General features: G+C 66.4%; 19 protein-coding genes. 8 read left to right on the top strand and 11 right to left on the bottom strand.

What is annotated here, in order from left to right; genetic code table 11:
* Position 1: 1 nt before the first annotated feature.
* Complete coding sequence (locus GORHZ_RS22740; protein WP_006337346.1) at positions 2–1,156, bottom strand: thiolase family protein; 1,155 nt, start codon at positions 1,154–1,156, stop codon at positions 2–4.
* Positions 1,157–1,517: 361 nt separating this feature from the next.
* Here GORHZ_RS22740 and GORHZ_RS22735 point away from each other — a divergent pair, with 361 nt between their 5' ends.
* Positions 1,518–1,961 (top strand): nuclear transport factor 2 family protein, encoded by a 444-nt coding sequence (locus GORHZ_RS22735; RefSeq protein ID WP_006337345.1) that lies wholly within the window; start codon positions 1,518–1,520, stop codon positions 1,959–1,961.
* 26 nt (positions 1,962–1,987) lie between these two features.
* Here GORHZ_RS22735 and GORHZ_RS29710 read toward each other — a convergent pair whose 3' ends face one another.
* The 6 genes from GORHZ_RS29710 to GORHZ_RS22705 all read right to left on the bottom strand — a co-directional run bounded on the left by GORHZ_RS29710 (position 1,988) and on the right by GORHZ_RS22705 (position 8,577).
* On the bottom strand, positions 1,988–4,105 hold the full coding sequence (locus tag GORHZ_RS29710; RefSeq protein ID WP_006337344.1) for an ABC transporter permease: 2,118 nt from the start codon (positions 4,103–4,105) through the stop codon (positions 1,988–1,990).
* A gap of 17 nt (positions 4,106–4,122) precedes the next feature.
* Positions 4,123–4,557, bottom strand: coding sequence for a Zn-ribbon domain-containing OB-fold protein (locus GORHZ_RS22725; RefSeq protein ID WP_006337343.1), 435 nt, complete (start codon positions 4,555–4,557; stop codon positions 4,123–4,125).
* Complete coding sequence (locus GORHZ_RS22720) at positions 4,557–5,765, bottom strand: thiolase family protein (RefSeq protein WP_006337342.1); 1,209 nt, start codon at positions 5,763–5,765, stop codon at positions 4,557–4,559. The genes GORHZ_RS22725 and GORHZ_RS22720 overlap by 1 nt, the downstream gene beginning before the upstream one ends.
* Positions 5,766–6,051: 286 nt before the next feature.
* A complete protein-coding gene (locus GORHZ_RS22715) occupies positions 6,052–6,663 on the bottom strand; it encodes a TetR/AcrR family transcriptional regulator (protein WP_006337341.1) in 612 nt (203 codons plus the stop codon).
* 18 nt (positions 6,664–6,681) lie between these two features.
* A complete protein-coding gene (locus GORHZ_RS22710) occupies positions 6,682–7,251 on the bottom strand; it encodes a TetR/AcrR family transcriptional regulator (RefSeq protein ID WP_006337340.1) in 570 nt (189 codons plus the stop codon).
* A 69-nt stretch (positions 7,252–7,320) separates the two neighbouring features.
* Positions 7,321–8,577 carry an NAD(P)-binding domain-containing protein gene (locus GORHZ_RS22705; protein WP_217998354.1) on the bottom strand — a complete coding sequence of 419 codons (1,257 nt, stop codon included), beginning with the start codon at positions 8,575–8,577 and terminating at the stop codon, positions 7,321–7,323.
* Positions 8,578–8,764: 187 nt separating this feature from the next.
* Here GORHZ_RS22705 and GORHZ_RS22700 point away from each other — a divergent pair, with 187 nt between their 5' ends.
* From GORHZ_RS22700 to GORHZ_RS22670, 7 genes are read left to right on the top strand one after another with little or no spacing between them, the layout of a single operon-like run.
* Complete coding sequence (locus tag GORHZ_RS22700; RefSeq protein WP_006337338.1) at positions 8,765–10,039, top strand: hypothetical protein; 1,275 nt, start codon at positions 8,765–8,767, stop codon at positions 10,037–10,039.
* A complete protein-coding gene (locus GORHZ_RS22695; protein WP_006337337.1) occupies positions 10,036–11,142 on the top strand; it encodes an NAD(P)H-dependent amine dehydrogenase family protein in 1,107 nt (368 codons plus the stop codon). Before GORHZ_RS22700 ends, GORHZ_RS22695 begins: the two co-directional genes overlap by 4 nt.
* Positions 11,139–12,137: an NAD-dependent epimerase/dehydratase family protein gene (locus GORHZ_RS22690; protein ID WP_006337336.1), complete on the top strand. Its 999-nt coding sequence runs from the start codon at positions 11,139–11,141 to the stop codon at positions 12,135–12,137. The genes GORHZ_RS22695 and GORHZ_RS22690 overlap by 4 nt, the downstream gene beginning before the upstream one ends.
* 24 nt (positions 12,138–12,161) lie before the next feature.
* Positions 12,162–12,998 (top strand): SDR family NAD(P)-dependent oxidoreductase, encoded by an 837-nt coding sequence (locus GORHZ_RS22685; RefSeq protein WP_006337335.1) that lies wholly within the window; start codon positions 12,162–12,164, stop codon positions 12,996–12,998.
* A 7-nt stretch (positions 12,999–13,005) separates the two neighbouring features.
* Positions 13,006–13,809, top strand: a complete 804-nt coding sequence (locus tag GORHZ_RS22680) for a mycofactocin-coupled SDR family oxidoreductase (protein ID WP_006337334.1) — start codon at positions 13,006–13,008, stop codon at positions 13,807–13,809.
* A 20-nt stretch (positions 13,810–13,829) separates the two neighbouring features.
* On the top strand, positions 13,830–15,551 hold the full coding sequence (locus tag GORHZ_RS22675; protein ID WP_006337333.1) for a thiamine pyrophosphate-binding protein: 1,722 nt from the start codon (positions 13,830–13,832) through the stop codon (positions 15,549–15,551).
* Entirely contained in the window at positions 15,548–16,420 is an 873-nt protein-coding gene (locus tag GORHZ_RS22670; RefSeq protein ID WP_006337332.1) for an alpha/beta fold hydrolase, read from the top strand. The genes GORHZ_RS22675 and GORHZ_RS22670 overlap by 4 nt, the downstream gene beginning before the upstream one ends.
* Positions 16,421–16,864: 444 nt before the next feature.
* Here the strand turns inward: GORHZ_RS22670 and GORHZ_RS22665 are convergent, their stop codons facing one another.
* The 4 genes from GORHZ_RS22665 to GORHZ_RS22650 form a co-directional block, all read right to left on the bottom strand.
* Positions 16,865–17,938 (bottom strand): alcohol dehydrogenase catalytic domain-containing protein, encoded by a 1,074-nt coding sequence (locus GORHZ_RS22665; protein WP_157205322.1) that lies wholly within the window; start codon positions 17,936–17,938, stop codon positions 16,865–16,867.
* 181 nt (positions 17,939–18,119) lie between these two features.
* Positions 18,120–19,256 (bottom strand): alpha/beta hydrolase family protein, encoded by a 1,137-nt coding sequence (locus tag GORHZ_RS22660; RefSeq protein WP_006337330.1) that lies wholly within the window; start codon positions 19,254–19,256, stop codon positions 18,120–18,122.
* Positions 19,253–20,671: a wax ester/triacylglycerol synthase domain-containing protein gene (locus GORHZ_RS22655; protein WP_006337329.1), complete on the bottom strand. Its 1,419-nt coding sequence runs from the start codon at positions 20,669–20,671 to the stop codon at positions 19,253–19,255. The genes GORHZ_RS22660 and GORHZ_RS22655 overlap by 4 nt, the downstream gene beginning before the upstream one ends.
* A 5-nt stretch (positions 20,672–20,676) precedes the next feature.
* Positions 20,677–22,371, bottom strand: a complete 1,695-nt coding sequence (locus GORHZ_RS22650; protein ID WP_006337328.1) for an AMP-binding protein — start codon at positions 22,369–22,371, stop codon at positions 20,677–20,679.
* Positions 22,372–22,381: the final 10 nt, after the last annotated feature.

The following is a 22,381-nucleotide window of genomic DNA, read 5'->3' as shown; positions in this document are numbered from 1 at the left end:
GTCAGACGACCTCGATGACCATCGCGGCCCCCATGCCGCCGCCGGCGCACATCGAGACACATCCGATGGACAACGCGTTGCGGCGCAACTCGTTCACCATCGTCACGATCATCCGCGCGCCCGTCGCGGCAATAGGGTGACCCAGGCTGACACCCGAGCCGTTGACGTTGACGATGTCCTCGTCGAGTCCGAGTTCACGCACACACGCAGCAGGTACCGAGGCAAACGCCTCATTGATCTCGAACCGATCCACGTCGGCGATCGACAAGCCAGCTCGCTCAAGCGCTTTGGGGATGGCCATACTAGGGGCGGTGCCGGTGAGCGCCGGGTCGACGCCCACCGACGCCCATGACCGAACCCGGGCCAGGGGCACCAGACCATGTGTGCGGACGAAGTCGTCGCCTGCCACCCCCACCATCGCGGCGGCATCGTTGAGTCCGGCGGAATTGCCCGCAGTCACGGTCGCGCCGTCGATCTCGGGATGTAGCACGGGTAGGCCGGCGAGTACCTCCATACTGGAGTTGCGCCGGGGATGCTCGTCGACCGCGAACTTCTTGTCACCCACGACGACCGGAACGATCTCATTGTCGAACCACCCGTTGTCCATGGAGTCGATCGCCCGCTGATGCGAGCGCAGCGACCATGCGTCGACGTCGCCGCGCGTGAGTCCGGCGTGCTTGGCCGTGTTCTCGCCGACGGTGTGGGGCATGTCGAGGGCCGGCGCATCCGGACGATCCGGATGCGACAACGAATTCCAGGGTTGCCAAGTACCCTCGGCGGCGGGTTTGACGCAGGCCGGTGCGGTACTGAGGCTTTCGGTGCCGCCGGCCAGGACCAGGCGATCCATCCCGGCCCGGACCGAGCCCGCCGCTGTCGCGACCGCGGCGAGGCCCGAGGCGCACCAACGGTTCTGCGCAAGTCCCGGAACGGAGTCGAGCCCGGCCCGCACCGCGACGTTGCGGCCGATTACCCCACCGCCCTGATAGCTCTCGGCAAGAACGAGGTCGTCGGCGGCGTCGCTCGGGACGGCGGATCGCGTGAGTGTCGCTTCGAGTACGACGCCGGCCAATTCGAAGGCATCGACGCCGACGAGGCCTCCCTTGAAGGATCGTGCGATCGGTGTCCGCACAGCGGAGATGATGAGCGCTTCGGTCATCGCCGAATCCGTCCTCCCATGTCGGGGCAAAGAGGTCGGTCCGCCGCCGCCTGCTGCAGAACGACGACGCACCCACCCAAACGTAGATAGATGTCCAGTCACGCGTCAAGACGCTATTCCACTTTTTCCGGGCGTACACCGCACCGTCCGACGAACCCGGAGACGCCGCACCGACGGATGGCCGACAAGCACACCACAACGGCTGTGACTCAGCTTCATACGGTGTGGTGGACAGATGTACAGATCATCGCTTAGATTCTCTCTCGCCCCGGCCATCTCCCCTCTGTGGGACCAGCTCCGGTGCATATCGGACCCCAACATCTCGGATCAGCCGAACTCATCACCGAAAGGGCGCCAAGCCGTGAACATCCAACAGATCAGGGACGAGCTCGAGATCGCAGCACTGCTACGCACCTACGCGCGCGGGGTGGACAGCAGGGACTGGGCGTTGTGGCGTTCGGTGTTCACCGAGAATGCGGTGGTCGACTATACCTCGGCGCCACACGGTTTCGCCGGCGGCCGCGACGAGGTCGCCGACTGGCTCGCGGAGAACTTCGGCGTACTCCCGATGAGCCAGCACTACATCACCAACATCGACGCCGAGATCGACGGCGACTCCGCAAAGGTCTGCGCGATGTTCTACAACCCGATGCAACTCCCCGGCGTCAAGGGCCTCAGCTTCTGCGGCGGCTACTACCATCACGACCTGGTACGCACGGAATCCGGATGGCGCAGTAGCCGAATGGTCGAGGAGAACGTGTGGTTCTTCAACAACCCGTTCGCACCCGCAGAGGCGGACTCGTAGCCATCCAAGGACGGATCACCCGCGACCTACAGTGAACCGGCCGCCGCTTCCACACCGGGCACGGTCAGCTCGCGCTCATGGCCCGTCGGCTCCGCAGGGAAGTGTTTGCGTTCCTGCACCAACCGCACACCAAGAACGACGACGGTGACGACGACAGCCCAGATCGCCAACCGCACAAGCCATCCACCCAATGCGGCACCGTCGAAGTAGACGATGCTCCGCATCGCCTCCAGCGCCGCCGCACCGAACCAGACACTGTGTACGCCCTGCCAGAATCCGGGCAACATCGACGCCGGGATGGCTCCGCCGGCACTGGGGAAGTTGAGCGCGAGCAGGAACACCGTGACGCCGAATGTGGAGGCGGTCTTGAACAACCGGGTCAGCAGCGTGGCCAGCATTGCAGCGATGTAGGTGTAGAGAAACGCGACTCCCCACACCCCCAGCATCTGACCGACAGACGCGTCATAGAACCCGACGAACAGGCTTTCCACCGGAATCGCCATCGTCGGCGCGATCAGCGCGACGCCGACCGACAGGGCCAGCTGCACGCGTAGCCGTGCGAGCGGGAAGGTCTGCCACAGCGCATTGATCGTCAGATAGCCGCCAACAGAGCAGACGATGAGCAGGTAGAACAGGCCCGTTCCGGTCGCGTCCTTCGGCGCGAGCGGAGCAACGTCGACCACCTCGGCGGTACCGCCGATGCTCTCGGCCACCTGCGATCCCAGGGACTCGACGGCCGGAACTGCGATCCGGCCCCCGCCCGAGGCCACATAGGTAATCACCTCGTTGCCGGAGACCACGAGAGCACCGCTCGACGACCTGTCCTCGACCGCCTGCCGCGCCGCCGTCGGATCGCGGGTCGTGGTGAAGTCGAAGGAACCCGGGGACCGACTGTCCACACCGGCAACGATCGGACTCGTCACCTGTTCGGGTCCCGCGATCGTGATCGGCATGTGATTGGGCGTGGGTGCATGAAACGCTGTCAGGTAGGAGAACACGAAACAAATGATGAAGAACAATGGCAGGGCGACCGCTCCCACTATCCGAATCCCGACCGGCAACGGCCGAGGTGTGTCCTTGGTCTCGTCGTCCACCGGTTTGCCCTCGCGCAGTGCGTCGATCGCGCGCCGAAGGTGTCCGGTCGTCCGGGCGAGGTGCACCAGTGACACGATCACGAAGAGCGCGAACACCCACGCCGTCAACTGGAGCAGCCAGCGATACGAGTGCGCACCATCGAAGTAGATGATCGACCGGAATGATTCCATGGCCCCCGCGCCGAACCATACCCCGTGAACGCTCTGCCAGAACGCCGGTAGCAGCGACGCCGGGGTCGCCCCACCGGAACTCGGGAAGTTCATGAAGACGACGAGCGCGATCACCCCGATGGTGATGGCCGGACCGATGATCTGCTCGGCCAGGATCGCCGCGAGCGCACACACAAACACATACACCGATGCCGCGGCGAGCAAGCGCGCGATGGTGCCCGCGTCGGCCCCATAGTCGCCGACGACAATCGCACTGAGCCAGAAGACGACCGGCGGGGTGACGATCGCAGCGACGACACCGCCGACCAGACGCGCCCGCAACGAAGGACCCCACACCTCAGACAGCGTGATGATGACGAGATAGCCACCGATCGAGCAGAAGATCAGGAAGTAGAACAGATTGGTGCCCAACGGATCCTCGTCGGCCAACGGCGCCACGTCCACCGTGCGGGCGGTCGTGCCCAGCTGCCGGGCCAAGTTATCCGCAACCGTCTGCACGACCGACACCGTGGCTCGCCCCTCGGCCGACGCGACATAGGCTGTGACCGATGGCACGGACTCACCGCGTGACGGCGCCTGCATGTCGACCGTGACCAGGATTCCGCCGGCGGCATCACGATTCTTCACGCTGCGTTCCGCATCGGGTGTACTGCTGCTCTGCGTCACCCTGAACTCGTCACCGGTATCCAGGCCGTCCACGATCGGGGTGACCACGGCATCGGGCCCGACCACCGTCAGCGCCAGATTGTGCGGTGTCGGATCGTGCAGCGCGCTCACGTATGCGAGGGGAAAGCCGACGACGAAGAAGAGTGGCAACGCGAACCACGCAAGGATTCGTCCCAGCCGTGGTCGGTCCGAGGCATCCGTGGCAATCGTCACGCGAAAGTCCGCTCGGCTCAGCCGCGCTGACCTGCCGGCCGGTACCGCAGCATCGTGATGCCGTGCTCCGGATGGTCGCAGAACACCGGTTGAAGGGCCATTCCGACGCTCATGCGGTCGACATCGGCATCGACCAGTTCGGTGGAGAATCGCGGGCCTTCCGTCCATTGCCCGATTGCCAGAATCTGAGGAACGGCGTCGGCGAACTGCGGGGCAACCGGCACATGTGCGATCGTGAACGAGTACAGCGTCGCCTCACCCGAGATCGTGCGCCATTCCAGGTCGTCGGCCAGGGTTCGCGGTGCGCGATTCCGCGGATAGAAGACATACTCCCCGAGCGACGGTGAGTACTGAATCATGATGCGATGCTCACGCAACGCGTCCCAGAACGGTTGTGATGTCGGCGTCGGGACCGGCATCGGCCGGCTCAGATCGATCTCGGTCACGCCCATCAGCTCCCTTCGAGGACGAGAGCGATTTGCTCGCTGAGGATTCCACCGTTGCCGGACACAAAAGCACGGTCACACGACTCGACCTGGGCAGCACCGGCACGACCCATGATCTGCCGGGCAGCGTCGCACACATGGTGCATGCCACCCGCCAATCCGGCCTGCCCGAAACCGAGCTGCCCGCCGGCGGTGTTCATCGGGAAGTCGCCACGAAAAGTGAGGTCACGGTCGGTCAGAAACTGGAATCCCTTGCCCTTCTCACAGAACCCGGCGTCCTCCAGGCTCAGCAGGACCGTGATCGTGTAGCAGTCGTAGATGGACACCATGTCCATCTCGTCGCGGGTCGACCCCGACATCGCGAACGCGGTCTCCGCGGCGCGCGCCAGCGGACTCTCCAGCAGATTCTCTGCGTAGGTGGGCGTCTTGAACGGTACGTGTTCGCCGAACCCGGTGATACGGACCGGTCGATGTCTACCGCGCCCGGCCAGCTCCGGACCGGCGATCACCACCGCTGCCCCTCCGGTGCACGGCATCACGATCTCGAGTTTGTGCAGGGGGTCGGCGATGACCGGGCTCGAGAGCACGTCGTCGATCGAAAGGGGAACATCGCGCCATATCGCGCCCTCGGTGTGATTCGCGTTGACACGCTGATCGACAACGATCTTCGCCATGAGAGCCTCGTCATAGCCGAAGGTGGCGGCGTAGCGTTGCGCGACCTCACCGTATGGTCCGTTCTGGCCGAGATTCCCATACGGGATGTCGAATTCGGCTTGCGGGGAGCCGTATTGGTTGCTCGATGATCCGAACAACATCGCGTCGCGCACGGGCTGGGGCTTCTCCTCCGACGAGAAGGTCCGGTAACGGGCCGGCAATGCGCAGACGACCAGATCGCAGATCCCCAGCTCGACCGCGGCCGCGGCCCGCCAGACCATCGCCGCCGCGCTGGCACCGCCGAGATCGACGATCTCAGCGAAATTCGCTGGTATTCCCAGGTATTCGGCGATGGTCGACGGGACGAAGATCTCCGACTCCTGCAGGCCCGCGGTCACGATGCCATCGATCCGCTCGGCCGGAAGGCCGGCATCATCGGTGGCCGCTGCCGCCAGGTCGGCCCACTGCTCGATCGTGAACGGTCCTGCGGACGCCCTGCTCAGCTTCTCCGGGGCAAGTTCCACATAGCCGACGATGGCGGCATCACCGCGCAATCCCACCACGAGCCTCCTGACGACCTCGGACCCTTCGGCGAATCCCATCCGGTCACGTCGCACCGCCGGTCGCCTCCGCAACCACCGTAGACGGACCCGGGCCGATCGGCAAGACAACAATCTAGATTCATGTCCAAAATGGATGAACGTCGACTCTGGAGCCCTGCAACGCCATTGGTACTCGGCACAAGCGGAGACGGCAGAGGTGGGGTTGTCCCCGGAAGCAATTGTGAGGGCTCGCCGGCCGCCGCATCGTGGCAGCCTCGAGCACGGGCGGGCCGCGAAAATCAGGTCAGACGGCGAGGATGCGGCGAGCAGCCACTTCGACAGTGTCGGCGACGGCGTCGAATGAGACGAGCCCGGTGCCACCCCGCACCATCGCGCCCGTGTAGACGAGCTCGAGGAGGGTGACCGTCGTCGCGTCGGCGTCGTCTCCGAGCGCCGCGACGATCCTCCGATGGATCTCCCGGCTGATCTCGAAACGAAGGTGCGTGACGTCCGAGTCGGCGCTGAGTAACGCCTGGGAGACCGCGAACGCGAACCGCGGCTCGTCCCCGGCGACCATGACCAGGGAGCGCAGCACCGCCACTACCCGATCGACCGGGTCCGACGAAAATGGTTGCGCCGGTTCGGAAGCAAGAAGGCGCTGCCAGTAGACCTCGGCCACGAGATGTTCCTTGGACGCGAAGTAGATATATGCCGTGGCGCGCGCGACGCCGGCTTCGGTCGCGATCGCTTGCAGGGTGACCTCGGAGTACTCCGTTCGCCCCAGCACCTCGGTGGCGGCCTCGCTGAGCCGCCGTACGGTCTCCGCGCGCTTCCCGGTCAGCCGCCGGCGCGTCGCCGATACCCCGGACAGGTCCACCATGAACCGCACGTTACCCGGGCCGCGGTCCGATGTCATCGCGATCCGGCGGCCATATCAGAGAATCCGGCGAACGCCCGCCTCCATGACGTCGGCGGCTTCGGCGAACGAGACGTGCCCGGTTCCGGCCCGAGTCATCGCACCGGTGTAGATGAGCTCCACGAGGTCCACGACCGCCGGATCGTCGGTCTCGCCCACCGCAGTACGGATCCGCCTGCGGATCTCGCGGGCGATCTGGCTGCGCAACTCGATGACGTCACTGTCGGTACCGAGCAGCGCGACAGACACGGCTTCCGCATACTCCGGCTCCCCCTCGAACAACATCGCCAGGGACCGGAGCACGGCGACAACGCGATCCGCCGGGGAGTCGGAATCAGACTGGATCATCTCGAGGCTGTTCAGCTGTCGCCAGTAGACCTCGGCGATCAGATGGTCCTTCGACGAGAAGTAGATATAGGCGGTGGCGCGTGCCAGGCCGGATTCCTCCGCCACTCGCTGCAGTGTGAGATCTTGATAGCCCACCTCACGCAACACCACGGGCAGTGCCGTGGTCAGCTTCGTCACGGTCTCTGCCCGCCGCCCGGTCAGGCGTCGTCGAGTGGCGGCGACCCCGTCTTCGATGGACATGCGTCTAGACGCTACCGGAGCCGGGATTCCCGGCCAACTCGCGACGGATACTCCCGGGGACCTGCGCGTTCACAGATTCTCCGTTTCGGCGATGATCTTCTCGACCGCGAACATGAGATTGGTGCCATTGCCCGGGCCGCCGTAGGTCTGCATCTGCAGGACCATCTCACGCAACTGATCCGCAGTGAACTCACCGGCAGCCGCCGCGCCACGGATCTGGGTCTCCAGGAGATCCTGCCGACCCAGCATGACGGTGGCACCGATAACGAGCAACCGACGGTCACGCACCGTCAAATGTGGACGACTCCAGATGTCGGCGAACAGATGAGCCACCGTCTCGTCGACCGACGGGTTGTGCAAACCGGCGGGCACCATGTCGCGGTAGCCGGGTCCGTAGATGCGGTCCATCATCTGCAGCCCCCGCTCCCAGGCGTCCTCGGACAGGGGCTCCGGTCGCTCGCCGCTATAGACGGCCCGCATCCGCGGCCGCACGACATTCACGATGGGGAGTTCCACACCCACGCTGCCCGCGAAACGCTGGGCCGCCGCAAGATCCTTCTGGGCCAACGCATCATAGGTGTCGACCTGATCGGCGGGCAGCTCGAGTCCGGCCGTGTGCACCCGCAACAGCGTCAGCGGATGTGTCCCCCCGTCGGAATGCTCCAGGACCTCGAGCAGCTTGTCGAGCGCAACCCCACCGGCTTCCGCGATCGACGCAGCTTCCCGGACCGCGGCCCACATCGAATAGGTGAGCGCGTTGCGGGCCAATTTCGTGGTCATTCCCGCCCCCAGTTCACCGCAGTAGACCACCGCACCGGCAAAGTCCTCGAGGATGGGACGCGCACGGCGGTAGACGTCTTCAGGGCCCCCGACCATGACGGTGAGCCCGTTCTGGGCGGCCTGGGTTCCTCCGGTGACGCCGGCGTCGAGGAACCCGACCTCCTGATCGGCACACGTCGCGGACAGTTCCCGAACCGTCTCGATGTCGACCGTCGACAAGAGTGCGACGACTGCGCCGGGCCGTGCCCCTTCGAGGATCCCCCCGTCGCCGCCGATCACCGAGCGCGCCTGCTCACCGTTCACCACCGCGACCAACACCACGTCGGCCCCGCGGGCCACGTCGGCAGGACTCTCGACCACCGCCGGCACGCCCTCGAGAGCATCCGCCGCCTCGGACCGGATGTCGTACACGACAGGCGTCCGACCTTTCCGGGCGAGACTCACCGCCACACCGCCACCGATCATGCCCAGACCGACCACACCCGCCCGCAGGTCCAAGGGTTCATCGACCCTGTTCGCGCCCTCTGCCATATCTCTCTCACTCATATCGGCTCCCACCATCCACACGACCTTACAGAACCAAATCTAGATGATCATCTGGACAGTAGTCCACCAGATCAGTAGTCTGTGTCATGTCGGCGCCCGAGTATGACGCCCGTCACTTCGCCGGGCCTCGCGCGACAACCAACGACGAAGCAGTCCGCCCGCTCTAGCACCGTGGAGAAGCCCCGCAATGTCCTACACCGCCCTCGATCGTGGCCAGCTCGCCGCGCTGCTGCCCGATCTGATGCTCACCGGTCAGATGATCGACCGTGCCGGAATCCCGTACGTACTGGAGAAGTTCGGGATGGATGCACAGACGCAGGTTGCGATCGAGGAGTGGATGGGAGCCAGTCCCAACTACACGCGACGGCTCCGCGAGGCCCTCAACGTCACCGGCGACAGCGTCGAGGACATCTTCAAGGTCCTGCAGTTCGACGTCGGCGCCCCACCGCAGTTCCTCGACTTCCGGTACTCGCTCACCGACCCGTATCACGGTGAGTTCGTCAACGAGTACTGCGGCGCCCTGATCGATGTGGAGCCGATGGGCTACGACCTCGTCCGGTCGATGTGTCACGACATCCAGGATCCCACCTTCGATGCGACTGCCATCGCCACGAATCCGAAGGCCCGGTTCCGGCCCATCCACCGCCCGCCGCGCCCGGAAGGCGCGACCGGACCGCACTGCCACTGGAAGATCACCATCGAACCCGACCGCGAGGACCTCCCGATCCCCGACGAGGCGATCGCGATCGCCCGCACGAATGCGGCCACTCTGCCACTCGATCCCATCGACCTGAGCGACGAGGGCAAGGGCGAGTACACCGGGCCGCTGTATTCCGACATCCGGTTCGACCAGTGGTCATGCTCGGCGCTGGTCCGGCTGGCCAACGAGGTTGCGCTGGAACATCATCTGCTCGCTCTGTCGTACCTGTATGCCGTGCGCAGACGGACCAGCGACGACATCGCCGACGAGTTGTATCGCAAGCAGTTCACCGGGACCGCGGGGATCGCGTCGAGTCGGATCCGCGACTGCCTCGGGCTCGGCACCGGGACCGCCGGGCTCGTGCAGGTTTTGACGCTGCAGCCGACCCTCAATCCGATCGAGTACACCGGCGTGGAGGTCACTGCGACCGGCGACGGCGACCGCGACGCGGTGGAGATCCGCATCCCGCACGAATCCCCCGCGATGGCAGACCACAGCTGGATGGCCACGGTCGACGTCGACAAGCTTGGACCGTTCACGGCGATGGGTGTGGGACTCGACCCCCACTGGTCCGCGGTGTCCGGACGCCGAGACGACAACGGCGACCTGGTGGTGACGATCGAGTGGTCCGAGGTTCCCGCCGAGGAATGTGAAGAGGTGCAGCTGACGCGCCTCTCGCACGGGACCGCGTGGGTGTTCGAAGACCGTGGCATCCCGCTGCCCATCACGCCGGTGTCGAGCACACCCGGGGCGTCGCGATGACAAAGCGCGATCTACCCCTCAAGGTCATCGTCTGGGGTACCGGTTCGGTGGGTACCGAAGTGCTGCAGACGATCCTGGATATCCGCGACGATCTCGAGGTCGTCGGGGTGCGGGTGTATTCCGACGAGAAGGTGGGTGTCGATGCCGGGGACCTGGCCAAGCGCTCCACCCAGGGCGTGCTGGCCACGACCAATTCCGACGACATTATTGCGCTGGACGCCGACTGCGTGATCTATACACCGCGGAAGGCTTCGCTCGATGACGTGTGCGCGATTCTCGAGTCCGGCAAGAATGTGGTCACCACCGCATTCCTGTTCCATCCGCGCCGGCTGGACCCCGCCGATCTCGCACGGCTGACCGCGGCCTGCGAGAAAGGCGGAGTCAGTGTCCACGGCAGCGGACTCAATCCGGGCAACCTATCGGCGGTGCTGCCGTTGGCCCTGTCGGGCATGACACGCAGCATCGAGAAGGTGACCCTGCAGGAACGCGCGGACTGGTCGGTGTACGAGAGCACCGAGATCACCTTCAACAACATGTGTTTCGGGCAGCCGGTGGAATCGATCAGTCCGACCGCCAATGAGTTTCTGGCGTTCAACAGTTCCCTGTTCTCCGAGATGGTGTGGTTCATCGCCGACTCCCTGAACGCCGACATCGACACCGTCACCGCCGACGTCGAGGCGATCGCGGCCATGGAAGACCACCAGATCTTCGATCATCTGCTCAAAGCGGGCACCACTGCCGGACAGCACTGGCGATGGGTCGGCCGGCGCGGTGACGAGGAACTCGTCGAGATCGAAGCGCTCTGGACGGTCGGCGGCGAGTACCCCGGGCATTGGCCGAAGCCACAGGACGGGTGGACGTTGACGATCGAGGGCGACCCCTCGATGCAGGTGCATTTCATCTCACTGGCCAGTTTCACCCGGGAGGTTCCTCTCGAAGACCACGTCCATGCGGCGAGCGTCGCCACCGCGATGCAGATCACCAACGCCATCCAGGATGTCTGCGCTGCCGCACCGGGCCCGGTGACCGCCGCCGACCTGCCCTTGATCCGGAGCTACGGCGGCTTCGGCAACACACCGCGCGCAGAATTGGCGAGCCGATGAGGGTTCTGATCACCGGAGCGACCGGATTCGTCGGCGGGTGGATCGCCAAGGCCGTCCACGAGCACGGGCACGAGGTACGGTTCCTGGTCCGAAACCCGGACAAGCTCGGTCAGACCGCGCAGTTTCTGGGCTTCGACGCGAGCGACGTCGTCATCGGCGACATGCAGGATGTCGCCGCGGTCGATGCGGCTCTCGACGGATGCGACGCGGTCATCCACGCCGCAGCCGATGTCGCACTCCAGTCCGACGGCGGGGAGGACCTCCGCCGCCGCAACACGAGTGGTGCCCACAATGTCATCGGTGGTGCCGTCGAACGCGGGCTCGACCCGATCATCTGTGTGTCGAGTTCGGCGGTGCTGTGGGATCCCGGACTCGACGTCGTCCAAGAGGACCAGCCCATTCGCGGTGGCGGCGACGCATACGCGAACTCCAAAGGTGCGGTGGACAAATTCGCCCGAGAACTCCAGTCCGAGGGAAAGCCGGTGGTCCTCACCTATCCGACGACCGTGATCGGCCCGTCGGCACACGGCAGATTCGGTGAATCCGGCGACGCGGTGGTCAGTTTCATCAAGTCGGGTGTGATCGGCCGCTCGGCCGGCCTCACCATCGTCGACGTCCGTGACGTCGCCGAAGCACATGCGCGCATGCTCGACAGGGACCGCGGACCACGACGCTACGTCGTCGGTGGCACGCACGTCGACGGAGGGGAACTCGCCGCGATCCTGACCGAGGCGTCGGGTACGACGGTTCGGCACATCGCACTACCGAACGCGATGTTGATCGGGCTCGGGAAACTCGCGGATCGGTTCCGCAGCCGGGTGCCCGACGACATGGCGCAGCTCAGTGAGGGAGCCGTGCGCTATCTCCTGCATGCGCCACGCGCGGACAATTCCACTGCGGAGAAGGACTTGGACATCAGCTTCCGGACACCACGGGAGTCCATCGTGGCCGTATGCGACGAACACAAGAAATCCACGACAGCACAGTCGAACTGACAACACGGAGGGAACATCGGGACAATGGCTGATCAACAGTTCAAGGACAGATACGGCCCGTGGGCGGCGGTGGCGGGCGCCTCCACCGGCCTCGGTGCGGCTTTCGCCGACGAATTGGCGCAGCGAGGACTCAACGTCGTCCTGGTCGCCCGCCGCGGCGCGCTGATGGAGGAGACCGCCGAGAAGATCCGCGCGAAACACGGCGTCGAGGTCAAACCGGTGGTGCTCGACCTCGCCGACAGCGACGCCGACGCCCAGTTCGCCTCCGCTGTCGAAGGACTCGAGATCGGGTTCTTCATCTACAACGCCGCGCTCGAGCCCCAGGGCCTGTTCGTCGACGAGGACCGCGACAGCCTGATCGGGAACATCGTGGTCAACTGCATCACGCCCACCCTGCTGGTCAAGCAACTCGCGCCGGGCATGATCGAGCGCAAGCGGGGTGGCATCGTACTGGTGTCGTCGCTCGGGGCTCTGCAGGGCATCAAGGTCTTCGCCGCCTATGGTGCCGCGAAGTCCTACGAACTGATCCTCGGCGAAGGTCTGTGGGACGAGTTCCGCGAACACGGTGTCGACGCCTGCACCCTCGTGGTGGGGGCGACCTCGACCCCCGTCTTCCTCGAACGTCAGAAGCAGATGAAGCAGCCGAGCAAGGAAGACATGGAGGCCGTTTTCGGCAGCGGTGGTGTCACCGAACCATTCACCCCCGAGCAGGTCGCCGCGTCACTCTTTCCCCAGCTCGGTACCGGTCCACGCGTCTTCGCCAATCCCGACGACGAGAAGGCCGCCGAGTTCATGGCCTCGATGCCGCGCGCGGACACCGTTGCGATGATGGGCAAGATCAGCTCGATGTTCTGGGAGTGACAACTCGATGTCAGATCGCCTGAAGGACAAGGCATTCGTCGTCACCGGTGCCGCCCGGGGGATGGGGCGCAGTCACGCGATCCAGATCGCCGAGGAAGGCGCCGACGTGATTCTCATCGACGCGTGCGCGGACATGGACACCATCCCGTATCCGATGAGCACCCCCGACGACCTCGCCGAAGTGGTCGCGGAGGTGGTGGCCCGCGACCGCAAGGCGTTCTCGGCGCAGGTGGACGTGAGCGACCGAGGTGCCCTCGAGGATGCGATCACCGAAGGCGTCGCCGCCCTCGGACGTCTCGACGGCTCGGTGGCCAACGCCGGGGTGATCAACTCCGGGACATGGGATGAGGTGACCGATACCGACTGGCGAAAGGTCCTCGACGTCAACCTGATCGGTGCGTGGAACACCTGTGCTGCGGTCATTCCACACCTCCCGGAGACCGGCGGCAGCCTGGTCAACATCGGTTCGGCCGGTGCGTTGAACGCGCAGCCGTTCAACCTGCCCTATGTGGCGTCCAAGTGGGGGATCAATGGATTCTCCCGGGCGTTGGCCAATGAACTCGCCGCACAGAGCATCCGGGTCAACGTCGTGCACCCGACAGGTGTGCTCACGGGCATCAACGCACCCCGCATGATCGAGCTGGTGCAAGGCGAGCGCAGCGACGTCGCCCCACTGTTCGCCAACAAACTGCCGGTCTTTCTGGTCGAACCCGTCGATGTGAGCAACGCGGTTGTCTACCTGCTCTCCGACGAGGCCCGGTACGTGACGGGCACCGAGATCCGGGTGGACGCGGGAATCACCGCCAACTGACAATCAGGAGGTACGAACGAATGCCGATGGTCACCGGTGGACAGCTCGTCGCCCGAACACTCTCGTCATTCGGTGTCACCGACATCTTCGGCGTGCACGGCGGACACCTCGACTCGTTTCTCGTCGAGTGCGACGAACTGGGTATGCGGATCATCGACCATCGCCACGAGGCGGCGGCCGGAAATGCCGCCGAGGGCTATGCCCGTGCCACCGGCGGACTCGGGGTTGCGTTCGCGACCTCGGGTCCCGGCTTCGCCAATGCGTTCTCATCGCTGTGCAATGCCGGCGCCGATCGGACCCCGGTACTGCTGATCACGAGTTCACCCCCGCTGCGCGAGGCCGAACTCAATGTCCTGCAAGGAGGGCTGGACCAGGTCGCCGTCGGCGGTGTGGCCGCCAAGTGGTCACACCGGGTCACCACCGTGGCCCGCATACCCGACCTGACAGCGCTCGCGGTTCGCCACGCCCTGACCGGTGTGCCGGGTCCGGTCGTCCTGGACATACCGATCGACATCATGTTCAAGGAGATCGACGAGACCCTCGCATCGAAACCCTCCCTGACCCTCCCCGATCCCGCCGCCGCGTCGGCAACCGCAGTGGAGGCGATGGTCGACGTCCTCGCACGCGCCGAGCGGCCGGTGATCCTGACCGGCGGAGGTGCCGCCATGAGCCGCGGTTGCCGGGCCGCGCTCGAGGGCTTGCTCGACAAGGTGCAGATCCCGGTGTTCGGGGTCTCGTGGGGACTCGGCCTCCTCGATCCGGAGCATCCCTGCTGGGCCGGCAACAGCGCGGATGCGGCCGCCGTCCAGTTCTTGGCCGGATCGCCGGACGTGGTCGTCCTCCTCGGCGCTCGTCAGGGCGCCATGACCGGATCACGGACCGAATCGATCATCCCTCACGACGCCATGGTGATCCACGTCGATCTCGATGGGACGCAGCCTGGTCGGATCGGTGAGGTGGCGGTGTCGATCACGGCCGATGCCGCCGAGACCGTGCGCGCACTCGGTGCCGTCGCGTCACGGCTGCCCGGCTGGGGCGAGTGGACGCGCAAGGTTGTGGAAGGAGCGAACGCCCATGCGCTCCTCTACGCCGACGACGAACGGGAATCCGAACACGGGCTGCATCCCTACTGGGCATGCAGATCGCTGGTGGATGCGTTGCCGCCGGACGCGCATCTGGTCTTCGACGGAGGTGAGACCGCCGGCTGGATAAGCTTCTTCGCCAGGGGTCGCGAACCCCGGTCCTGGTTCGGCCTCGGTTCGATGGGCGGCCTCGGGGTGGGCCAGGGAATGGCGATCGGCGCGCAGGTGGCCCGGCCTGACCGTCCCGTGGTGCTGGTGACCGGTGACGGCGGGGTCGGATTTCACCTTCAGGAGTTCGACACGATGATCCGGCATCGGCTGCCGATCACGACAGTGGTGCTCAACAACTCGGGTTGGGGCATGTCCAGTCACGGTCAGTCCGCGTTGTTCGGCCAGGGCACCTCCGTCGCCGTCGAGCTGCCCGACACCCGCTACGACACGATCGCGTCGTCGTTCGGATGTCACGGGGAACACGTGACGAGCCTCGCCGAGGTGGCGCCGGCGCTGCACCGCGCGCTCGGCAGCGGACGCCCCGCTTGCATCGATCTTCGGGTATCCGATCGGGTCACCCATCCGATGATGGCCGACCTCACCGCCGACCTCCCCGACGGCTACACCCGTATCCCCTACTACGAGGCAATTCCACACGGAGAACTGTGAACTCCTCAGACAACAGCGATCTGAACGAAGTCCGGGTCGACGTCGGCGATCTCACCTTCGACGCCGCGGTCAACGACGTCGGACTGTACAACGGCCTGGACCCGAGCGAGAGCGTCCTTCTGCTACACGGATTTCCGCAGAGCAAAGCGTCGTGGCTGCCCGTGATGGCACGCCTCGGCCGGGCCGGCGTCCCCGCCATCGCCTTCGACCAGCGCGGCTACTCTCCCGGTGCCCGGCCCTCGACCGTCGCCGACTATTGCCTCGAGAACCTTGTCGCCGACGTCGTGAACTTCTGTGATGCAACCGAACTGGAACGCGTGTACCTCGTCGGACACGATTGGGGTGCGATCGTGGCGTGGGCGACCACTGCGGCGCGACCCGACCGGATCAGCAGTCTGACCGCAGTGTCGGTTCCCCATCCCGCCGCCTTCGCCTGGGCCATCGCATCCGATCCCGATCAGCGGCAGAGGTCGGCGTATATGGATTCACTGCGCGACGATCCGTCCATGGCGGATCTGATGACCGCCGACGACGGGGCCGGACTGAGAGCCGCATACGAGGGCGTCGTCGCCGACGATCTCATCGAGCGGCACGTCGAGGTCCTCATGCAACCCGGGGCCATGGCATCGGCGATCAATTGGTATCGGGCGAACGGCGACGACGACCTGGCAGCGATCGCCCCGGCCAACCGTCCCACCACCCTCATCTGGGGCGAGAACGATGTCGCGGTGGGAGCGGCTTCCATTGCGCGCTGCGGCGACCACGTGACCGGCGAGTATCGCACCATCCGCCTGCCCGGGATCACTCACTGGGTGCCCGAACAAGCACCAGACGCTGTCGTGAGCGCAGTGCTGGACGGTATGGGCTGACCGAGCAGTTGTGGGTTCATCGACCGGTGACCGCGATCGGTCGGCGCGACCCGCGTACTGGTTGACCGCATCGCTCATCATTCGCACAGCCTCGGTCCGGTCCATTGCCCGGATCATCTGGGCGATTTCGCTATTCGTCTGGCCGACCACGTGTACCGGCCGGTCCTCGATCGATGCGAGGATCGCCGCGGCGACGTCTCCCGGCAGCATGTCGCCGCGTCCGTCATTCAGCATCGGCGGTACGAACTGGTGGGGCAAGAGCAACGGGTGTCGTGGCGTTCAGCGCGATGAGATGGTCGGCGCTGCCGGGATCCTCGTAGAGGAACGCGCCATCCGGCGGCCGCGGCGGCGGCGTAGGCCAGCAGGCCGACCCTGATGTCCTCGGTGGTCCGCCGAATCCGGGTCGACGGCATCCGAGGCTGTTGAATCAGCCATTCTCACAACTCATCCCGCGTCCGGCCGGAACACGATGCGCGGCGGCGCCGCGGACGAGCGCGCCCGCTCGAAGGCATCGACGAGACCGTCGAAGCCGACCACCTCGCCCACCAGCGGGCCCGTGTCGACCTGACCGCTCGCGACGAGATCACACATCTCGAACCAGTCCGACGGGTCCGGCCCACCCCCGAACTGCAGGTTGACGCCTTTCAGGTGTGCGACATCGGTCGGGATCACGTCCTCGGCCGGGCCGCCGGCCGTGAGAATCCTGGTACCGATCGCGCACTGCTCGATGACGTCGGCGAGGACGCCTTCTGCTCCCGAGCACTCGTATACCACGCATTTCGGTAGCCCGGCCAATCGGATTCGGTCGACGATGTCCTCGTCGGTCCCCCACGCCACCCGACGCCAGGCAGCAAAGGGCGACTCGATGGCGGGATCGACGACGGTGTCTGCGCCCAGACTCTGCGCCAGGGCCCGACGACTGTCGCTGAAGTCGGCGGCGACGATGTGCGGGACGCCGCGCTGGTGCAGCGCGACAACGGCGGACAGGCCGATCGCGCCGAGTCCGACGACGAGCGGAACCGCGGCGGGATCCTCGGTTCCCAGACCGGTGTAGTACCAGCCGACGGCTATCGCGTCGATGAGCGACAGATTCTCCGGGGGGATCGTCTCGGGTAGCGGTCGGGCGAATCCCTCGGAGACGAGGAAGTATTCACCGAAGGCACCCGGCGCGTCGGGCGCCATCCCGATGATCCGCAACTCGCCGTCGGTGAACAGGGCCGGGGTCGCGGTGATGCGGCTTCCGATGGGCCACTCCTTCTTGGTGTCCGGACCGTATTCGACGATCTCGCCGCAGAACTCATGTCCCATCACGACATCCGACTCAGGAGCGAGCACACGCATTCTCGAACGATCACTGGCGGCGATCTCGGGGTGGTCCATGTAGTGGTGGTCGGATGCGCAGATCGCGCACGCCAGGGTCCGGACCAGGATCTGCCCCGACGACGGGGTCGGGTGGGGGATCTGGCGAATCGCCAGCTGGCCGTCACGCAGACTCATCGCCATCATCGTTGGTGTCATTGCTCTGCGCCCCCTTTTCGGGATCGGTCGACTCGGATCGGTGCCGCCGAACCATCGTGACCAGCACTATATAGACGCAAGGCTAGACACGTGTACACCAGTTGTCAACGGCTCGGTCCGGCATGAATACACTGACCATCGGCTCCGCATTCGGCGTGCCCACCCAACCGATTTCGAGGCCTCATGCCGGTGGGGCGAGACGCAGAAACCGATCGGTCACGGTACGGACGTTGGCGGAGAACGCTTGACCCACATGGCTTCCCCGGTACCAGTGCACGCGGCCTCCCCAGTGCGCATGGAGGCGCCGGGCCGCGGCGACGGAGGTGACGCGATCGTTGAGAGCGCCGATGACCATCCGGCGATCCGGTACCGCGGCGGGCTCCACACCCAGCGGGTCGATCACCGAGGACACGGCACGAACCGCCGGCGAGCGCATGAGAATCGCCATCGCGGCACCCCGCGAGCCGCCGCGCGACATATGGTGAGCGAGAGTCGCATGCATATCGAGCATCGGGACCACCGCGAGGACCGATCCGATCTGATCCTCGAGTCCCGCCACCATCGCCGCGACCGGGCCGCCCAGCGACGTACCGACGATCGAGATCTCGCTGGGGTCGTGGGTCGCGATCCAGCTCACCAGCGCACGAACCTCCGCGATCGCCCTCAGCGTCACCGACACGTTGGTGAGTGGATCGAGCCCTGGGTAGGCCAGCGACCGGTGGCGCCGCACCCCATGGGCAGGTAGCACCGGAAACACCACGTTGTAGCCCAGACGACGGTGCAGGTGGGCCGCCCGGAACGCGTAGAGGTCATCGGGGCGCCCCTGGGCGGCGCCGTGCACCCAGATCAGCCAGGGCCGGCGGGCGGTACCCGACGCCAGCACCCGCACCGATGCGGTCGAGGCCTCATACGGGTCGAGTTCGGCGAGCGAACCCGGCAGCCGGATGTCTGCCCGGAAATCGATGTGGTGATACCCGGTGGCGCCGAACACCTTCCGGCGGCGCCCGACGATCTCGGGTACGGGCTGTGCGACGTTGGCCCCGGCGATGCCGAGCCCGGCGATCTCGTCGGCCACCGTCGCGCACCGGTCGATCGATGCGCTCACGTCGACGGTGGACGGCATGTGCCGAACCGCCGCGTTGACCGCGATGAAGAACTCATCGAGGGCCGCCTCGGTCACCGTTCGTGGTCCGAAGGTCGAAGCCGGCAGTCCCGCGGCGAGGTCACCCTGACCGGCCGCGCGCGCACTGGCGACCGCTCGGGGCAGGACATCCGCGAACAGGCCCAACCGCGTTGCCGCGGTATCCCAATCGGTCACGTCATGTCCTGGCTCGCCATCACCCGTGGGGCCTCGTCGGCGGCATGGGCGTCGGCGGCGAGGGCCGCGCGTACCTCCTCGAGCGCCGCCGTCAGCCGCCGCAGGAACCCTGCGGGATCGGGCATCGATTCGGGAGTGGCCACGAGGCCGAAGTTCATCGACCCCGCATAGCTGTAGGTGGTGAGGTTGACGTCGGCCGGTGCGATCGCGAGCGCGAACGAGATCCAATCGACCACCTCGATGTCGCCGATCCACCGGGTGGAGCGCGGCCCGGGCAGATTGGCCGTGGTGATGTTGTTGGGCACGCGGGGCATGTGGTGTGCCATGAGCTCACGGAAGATCGGCCCCAGACGTCCGGTGTAGCCGGTGACACTGCTGGTGAGCTCGAATCCGATCGCTCGCCGCTTCGCGACCGCCGCCGAGCAACTCGCCGCGGTCTCCACCACCCGCACCACCGGGTCCTCGATGTCGGTGCGCAGGTAAGTTGCGGCGGTAGCGATCTCGTTTCCGCCGGTGCGGGGCGAAGCCACATCAGCGGCCACTCCGAACACGGCAACCGTCGGGCGCGAGAGGTCGTCGCCGCGAGCCAGGAACTCCGCGCGCATGGCGCCGGCGATGATCCCGTGCAGCGCACCGTTCACGGTCGTGCCGGTCGCGACCGCGACCTGCTGCAGCGCTGCGAACGGAACCGAACCACTGGCACAAACGCGACGATCGGCGCTGGGTGAGTTGAAGCTCGTGCGCCGGGCACCGAGTGGGCGCGGGTGCAGATGCGCATCGTTCACCGTGCGAGTCGTCATGAGCCCGGCGACCTGGTCGCGCACGAGAGCCGGTATACCGGTGAACTGCCGCCACTTGTCGCGCCGCAGCGCGCGGCGCAACACCCGGGACCCGGGGGCCCGCGCTGCCGGATCGACGGCCACCCGCACGGGAGTCTCGCCCTCCTCGGCCGTGGCGCCCATGAGCACGTTCAGAGCCGCCACACCGTCGGCAACGGCGTGGTGCACGCGAACCACGACGGCCTGAGTTCCGTTGGCGAGACCGTGTACCAGGGTGATGGCCCACAGCGGTCGGGTGCGATCGAGCTGCCGGACGGCCAGCTCGGACAGCAGCGCGTCGAGCACATCGCGTCCGCCGGGCGCATCGAGGGTGAACTCGTCGATGTGCGCGGAGATGTCGAAATCCTCGTCGGGAACCCAGAACGGGCGCGCACCGCACCCGGGCACCCATTCGATGCGTTGCGTCGCGCGCGGGAACAGCCCGAGATAGCCCGGCAGCGTCGTCACCAACTCGTCCACGGTGATCGCCCGACCACGCCGGGTCGAGTCGAGAATCGCCACCTTGAGCGTGTGCATCGGGGTGTGCGCGTTCTCCATGTTCAGCATGAGGGCATCGGGCCCAGTCAACCGCTCCATGATGCTCAGGGCTCCTGTTCCGGGTTGCCGGCCGCGTGCGTCGACACGGTCTCGGGCAGTGATTTCTTCAGGACCTTGCCGGTCGCGTTGCGTGGCAGTTGCGGCAGGAAGTGGATCTCACGCGGCACCTTGTAACCGGCGAGTTCGCTCTTGATGTGGGCCTGTAGTTCCTCCGCGGTGATCACCGCGTCGGGACGGGTGACCGCGTACGCGACCAGACGCTGACCGAAACGCTCGTCGTCGACCCCGACGACCGCGGACTCCAGGATCGCCGGATGCGCGTCGAGTACCTGCTCGACCTCCAAGGGGAAGACATTCTCGCCACCGGAGACGATCATCTCGTCGTCCCGTCCGACGACGAAGAGGCGGCCGGCGGTGTCGCAACGGCCGACATCCCCGGAGATCATGTATCCGTCGGCGTATTCCTTGGTGGTGTCGGCGCTGGTGTAACCGTCGAAGCCGGAATTGCTGGCGACCACGATGCGGCCGGTACCGCCGGCCGGGACCTCGCGTCCGTCGTCGTCGAGCAGACGCACGCGGGTCCCGGTGAGTGGACGTCCGGCCGTCTCCGGTGCCGCCCTCAGATCCACCGGCACGGCGGTGCTGATGAGGCCCGCCTCGGTGGCGTTGTAGCTGTTGTAGACGATGTCGCCGAAACGGTCCATGAAGGCGATGAGTGCGTCCGTCCGCATCCGGGAGCCGCTCGCGGTCACGAAGCGCAGCGTGGGCATCGGGCGGGCGTCGAGTTCGGCGGGTGGGAGGTCCATGATGCGTTCCAGCATCACCGGGACCACGGCCAGCCCCGTCGCGCCGTAGCGCCGCACGAGATCGAGGGTGCCCACCGGATCGAACCGGCGCTGCATGATCATCGTGCTGGTCACCGCCGCCGCGATCGCGACCTGGCCGAAACCCCACGCGTGAAACACGGGTGCGGCGATCACCGTGGACTGCCCGCCGCGCCAGGGAATCCGGTCCAGCACCGCGGCCAGCGAGGCGACATCCGTGCTGCCGCCCCGGCGCGCACCCTTCGGGGTACCGGTGGTGCCGGAGGTCAGCAGGACGATGCGACCGGCCCGGGTGACGGGTGCCGGGTGGTCACCGCGGTGGGCGACGATGAACTCGTCGATGGTGCCGACATCCGCGGAGCGCCGGGCCGGCGACATCGCGACCGTGTCGGGTTCGGTCCAGGCGCGCAGGCACCGCAGGGATGGGTTGGCCGCGACGGCCACCTCGACGAGTTCGCCGAACTCGTCGTCGACGATCAGCAGGTCGACACTCTCCTGGCCGATCACGTCGGCCAGCTGCGGGCCCGCGAATCCGGTATTCAGCAAGACCGTCTCGGCGCCCAGGCGGGTGCCGGCGGTGAGCGCCTCGATGATGCCGCGGTGGTTGCGGCACAGCACGGCGATGGTCCGCACCGGCCGGCCGGTCAGCGACGCGATGCCGACGGCCAGCGCGTCCCCCCGTCGGTCCAGGTCACCCCAGGTGAGGCTGCCGGCCTCGTCGACGAGTGCGGTGGCGTCGGGTTTGCGGGCGGCGGCCAGCCCGATCCCGCTCATCGGTGAGGCGCCACCTTGCCGCTTCATGGCGCGCCCCATCCGGACGATCCGGTCGGGCCGGGTCGGGCCGATCACACCGCCGCGGGTCAGCACCCGCACCAACCAGGCGTAGGACCTCACACGTCGCGACATTGCAGACATCGGCCAATCC

This window comes from Gordonia rhizosphera NBRC 16068 (assembly GCF_000298195.1).
Lineage (GTDB): Bacteria > Actinomycetota > Actinomycetes > Mycobacteriales > Mycobacteriaceae > Gordonia > Gordonia rhizosphera.
Note: the sequence above shows the minus strand (reverse complement) of the source record. Positions and strands in the feature narration are given on the sequence as shown.

Coding starts and splice junctions, on each gene's coding strand:
- GORHZ_RS22740 (WP_006337346.1), bottom strand. CDS start 1,156: ATGACCGAAGCGCTCATCATCTCCGCTGTGCGGACACCGATCGCACGA.
- GORHZ_RS22725 (WP_006337343.1), bottom strand. CDS start 4,557: ATGGGCGTGACCGAGATCGATCTGAGCCGGCCGATGCCGGTCCCGACG.
- GORHZ_RS22715 (WP_006337341.1), bottom strand. CDS start 6,663: ATGACATCGGACCGCGGCCCGGGTAACGTGCGGTTCATGGTGGACCTG.
- GORHZ_RS22710 (WP_006337340.1), bottom strand. CDS start 7,251: ATGTCCATCGAAGACGGGGTCGCCGCCACTCGACGACGCCTGACCGGG.
- GORHZ_RS22705 (WP_217998354.1), bottom strand. CDS start 8,577: ATGAGTGAGAGAGATATGGCAGAGGGCGCGAACAGGGTCGATGAACCC.
- GORHZ_RS22700 (WP_006337338.1), top strand. CDS start 8,765: ATGTCCTACACCGCCCTCGATCGTGGCCAGCTCGCCGCGCTGCTGCCC.
- GORHZ_RS22695 (WP_006337337.1), top strand. CDS start 10,036: ATGACAAAGCGCGATCTACCCCTCAAGGTCATCGTCTGGGGTACCGGT.
- GORHZ_RS22690 (WP_006337336.1), top strand. CDS start 11,139: ATGAGGGTTCTGATCACCGGAGCGACCGGATTCGTCGGCGGGTGGATC.
- GORHZ_RS22685 (WP_006337335.1), top strand. CDS start 12,162: ATGGCTGATCAACAGTTCAAGGACAGATACGGCCCGTGGGCGGCGGTG.
- GORHZ_RS22680 (WP_006337334.1), top strand. CDS start 13,006: ATGTCAGATCGCCTGAAGGACAAGGCATTCGTCGTCACCGGTGCCGCC.
- GORHZ_RS22675 (WP_006337333.1), top strand. CDS start 13,830: ATGCCGATGGTCACCGGTGGACAGCTCGTCGCCCGAACACTCTCGTCA.
- GORHZ_RS22665 (WP_157205322.1), bottom strand. CDS start 17,938: ATGACACCAACGATGATGGCGATGAGTCTGCGTGACGGCCAGCTGGCG.
- GORHZ_RS22655 (WP_006337329.1), bottom strand. CDS start 20,671: ATGGAGCGGTTGACTGGGCCCGATGCCCTCATGCTGAACATGGAGAAC.
- GORHZ_RS22650 (WP_006337328.1), bottom strand. CDS start 22,371: ATGTCTGCAATGTCGCGACGTGTGAGGTCCTACGCCTGGTTGGTGCGG.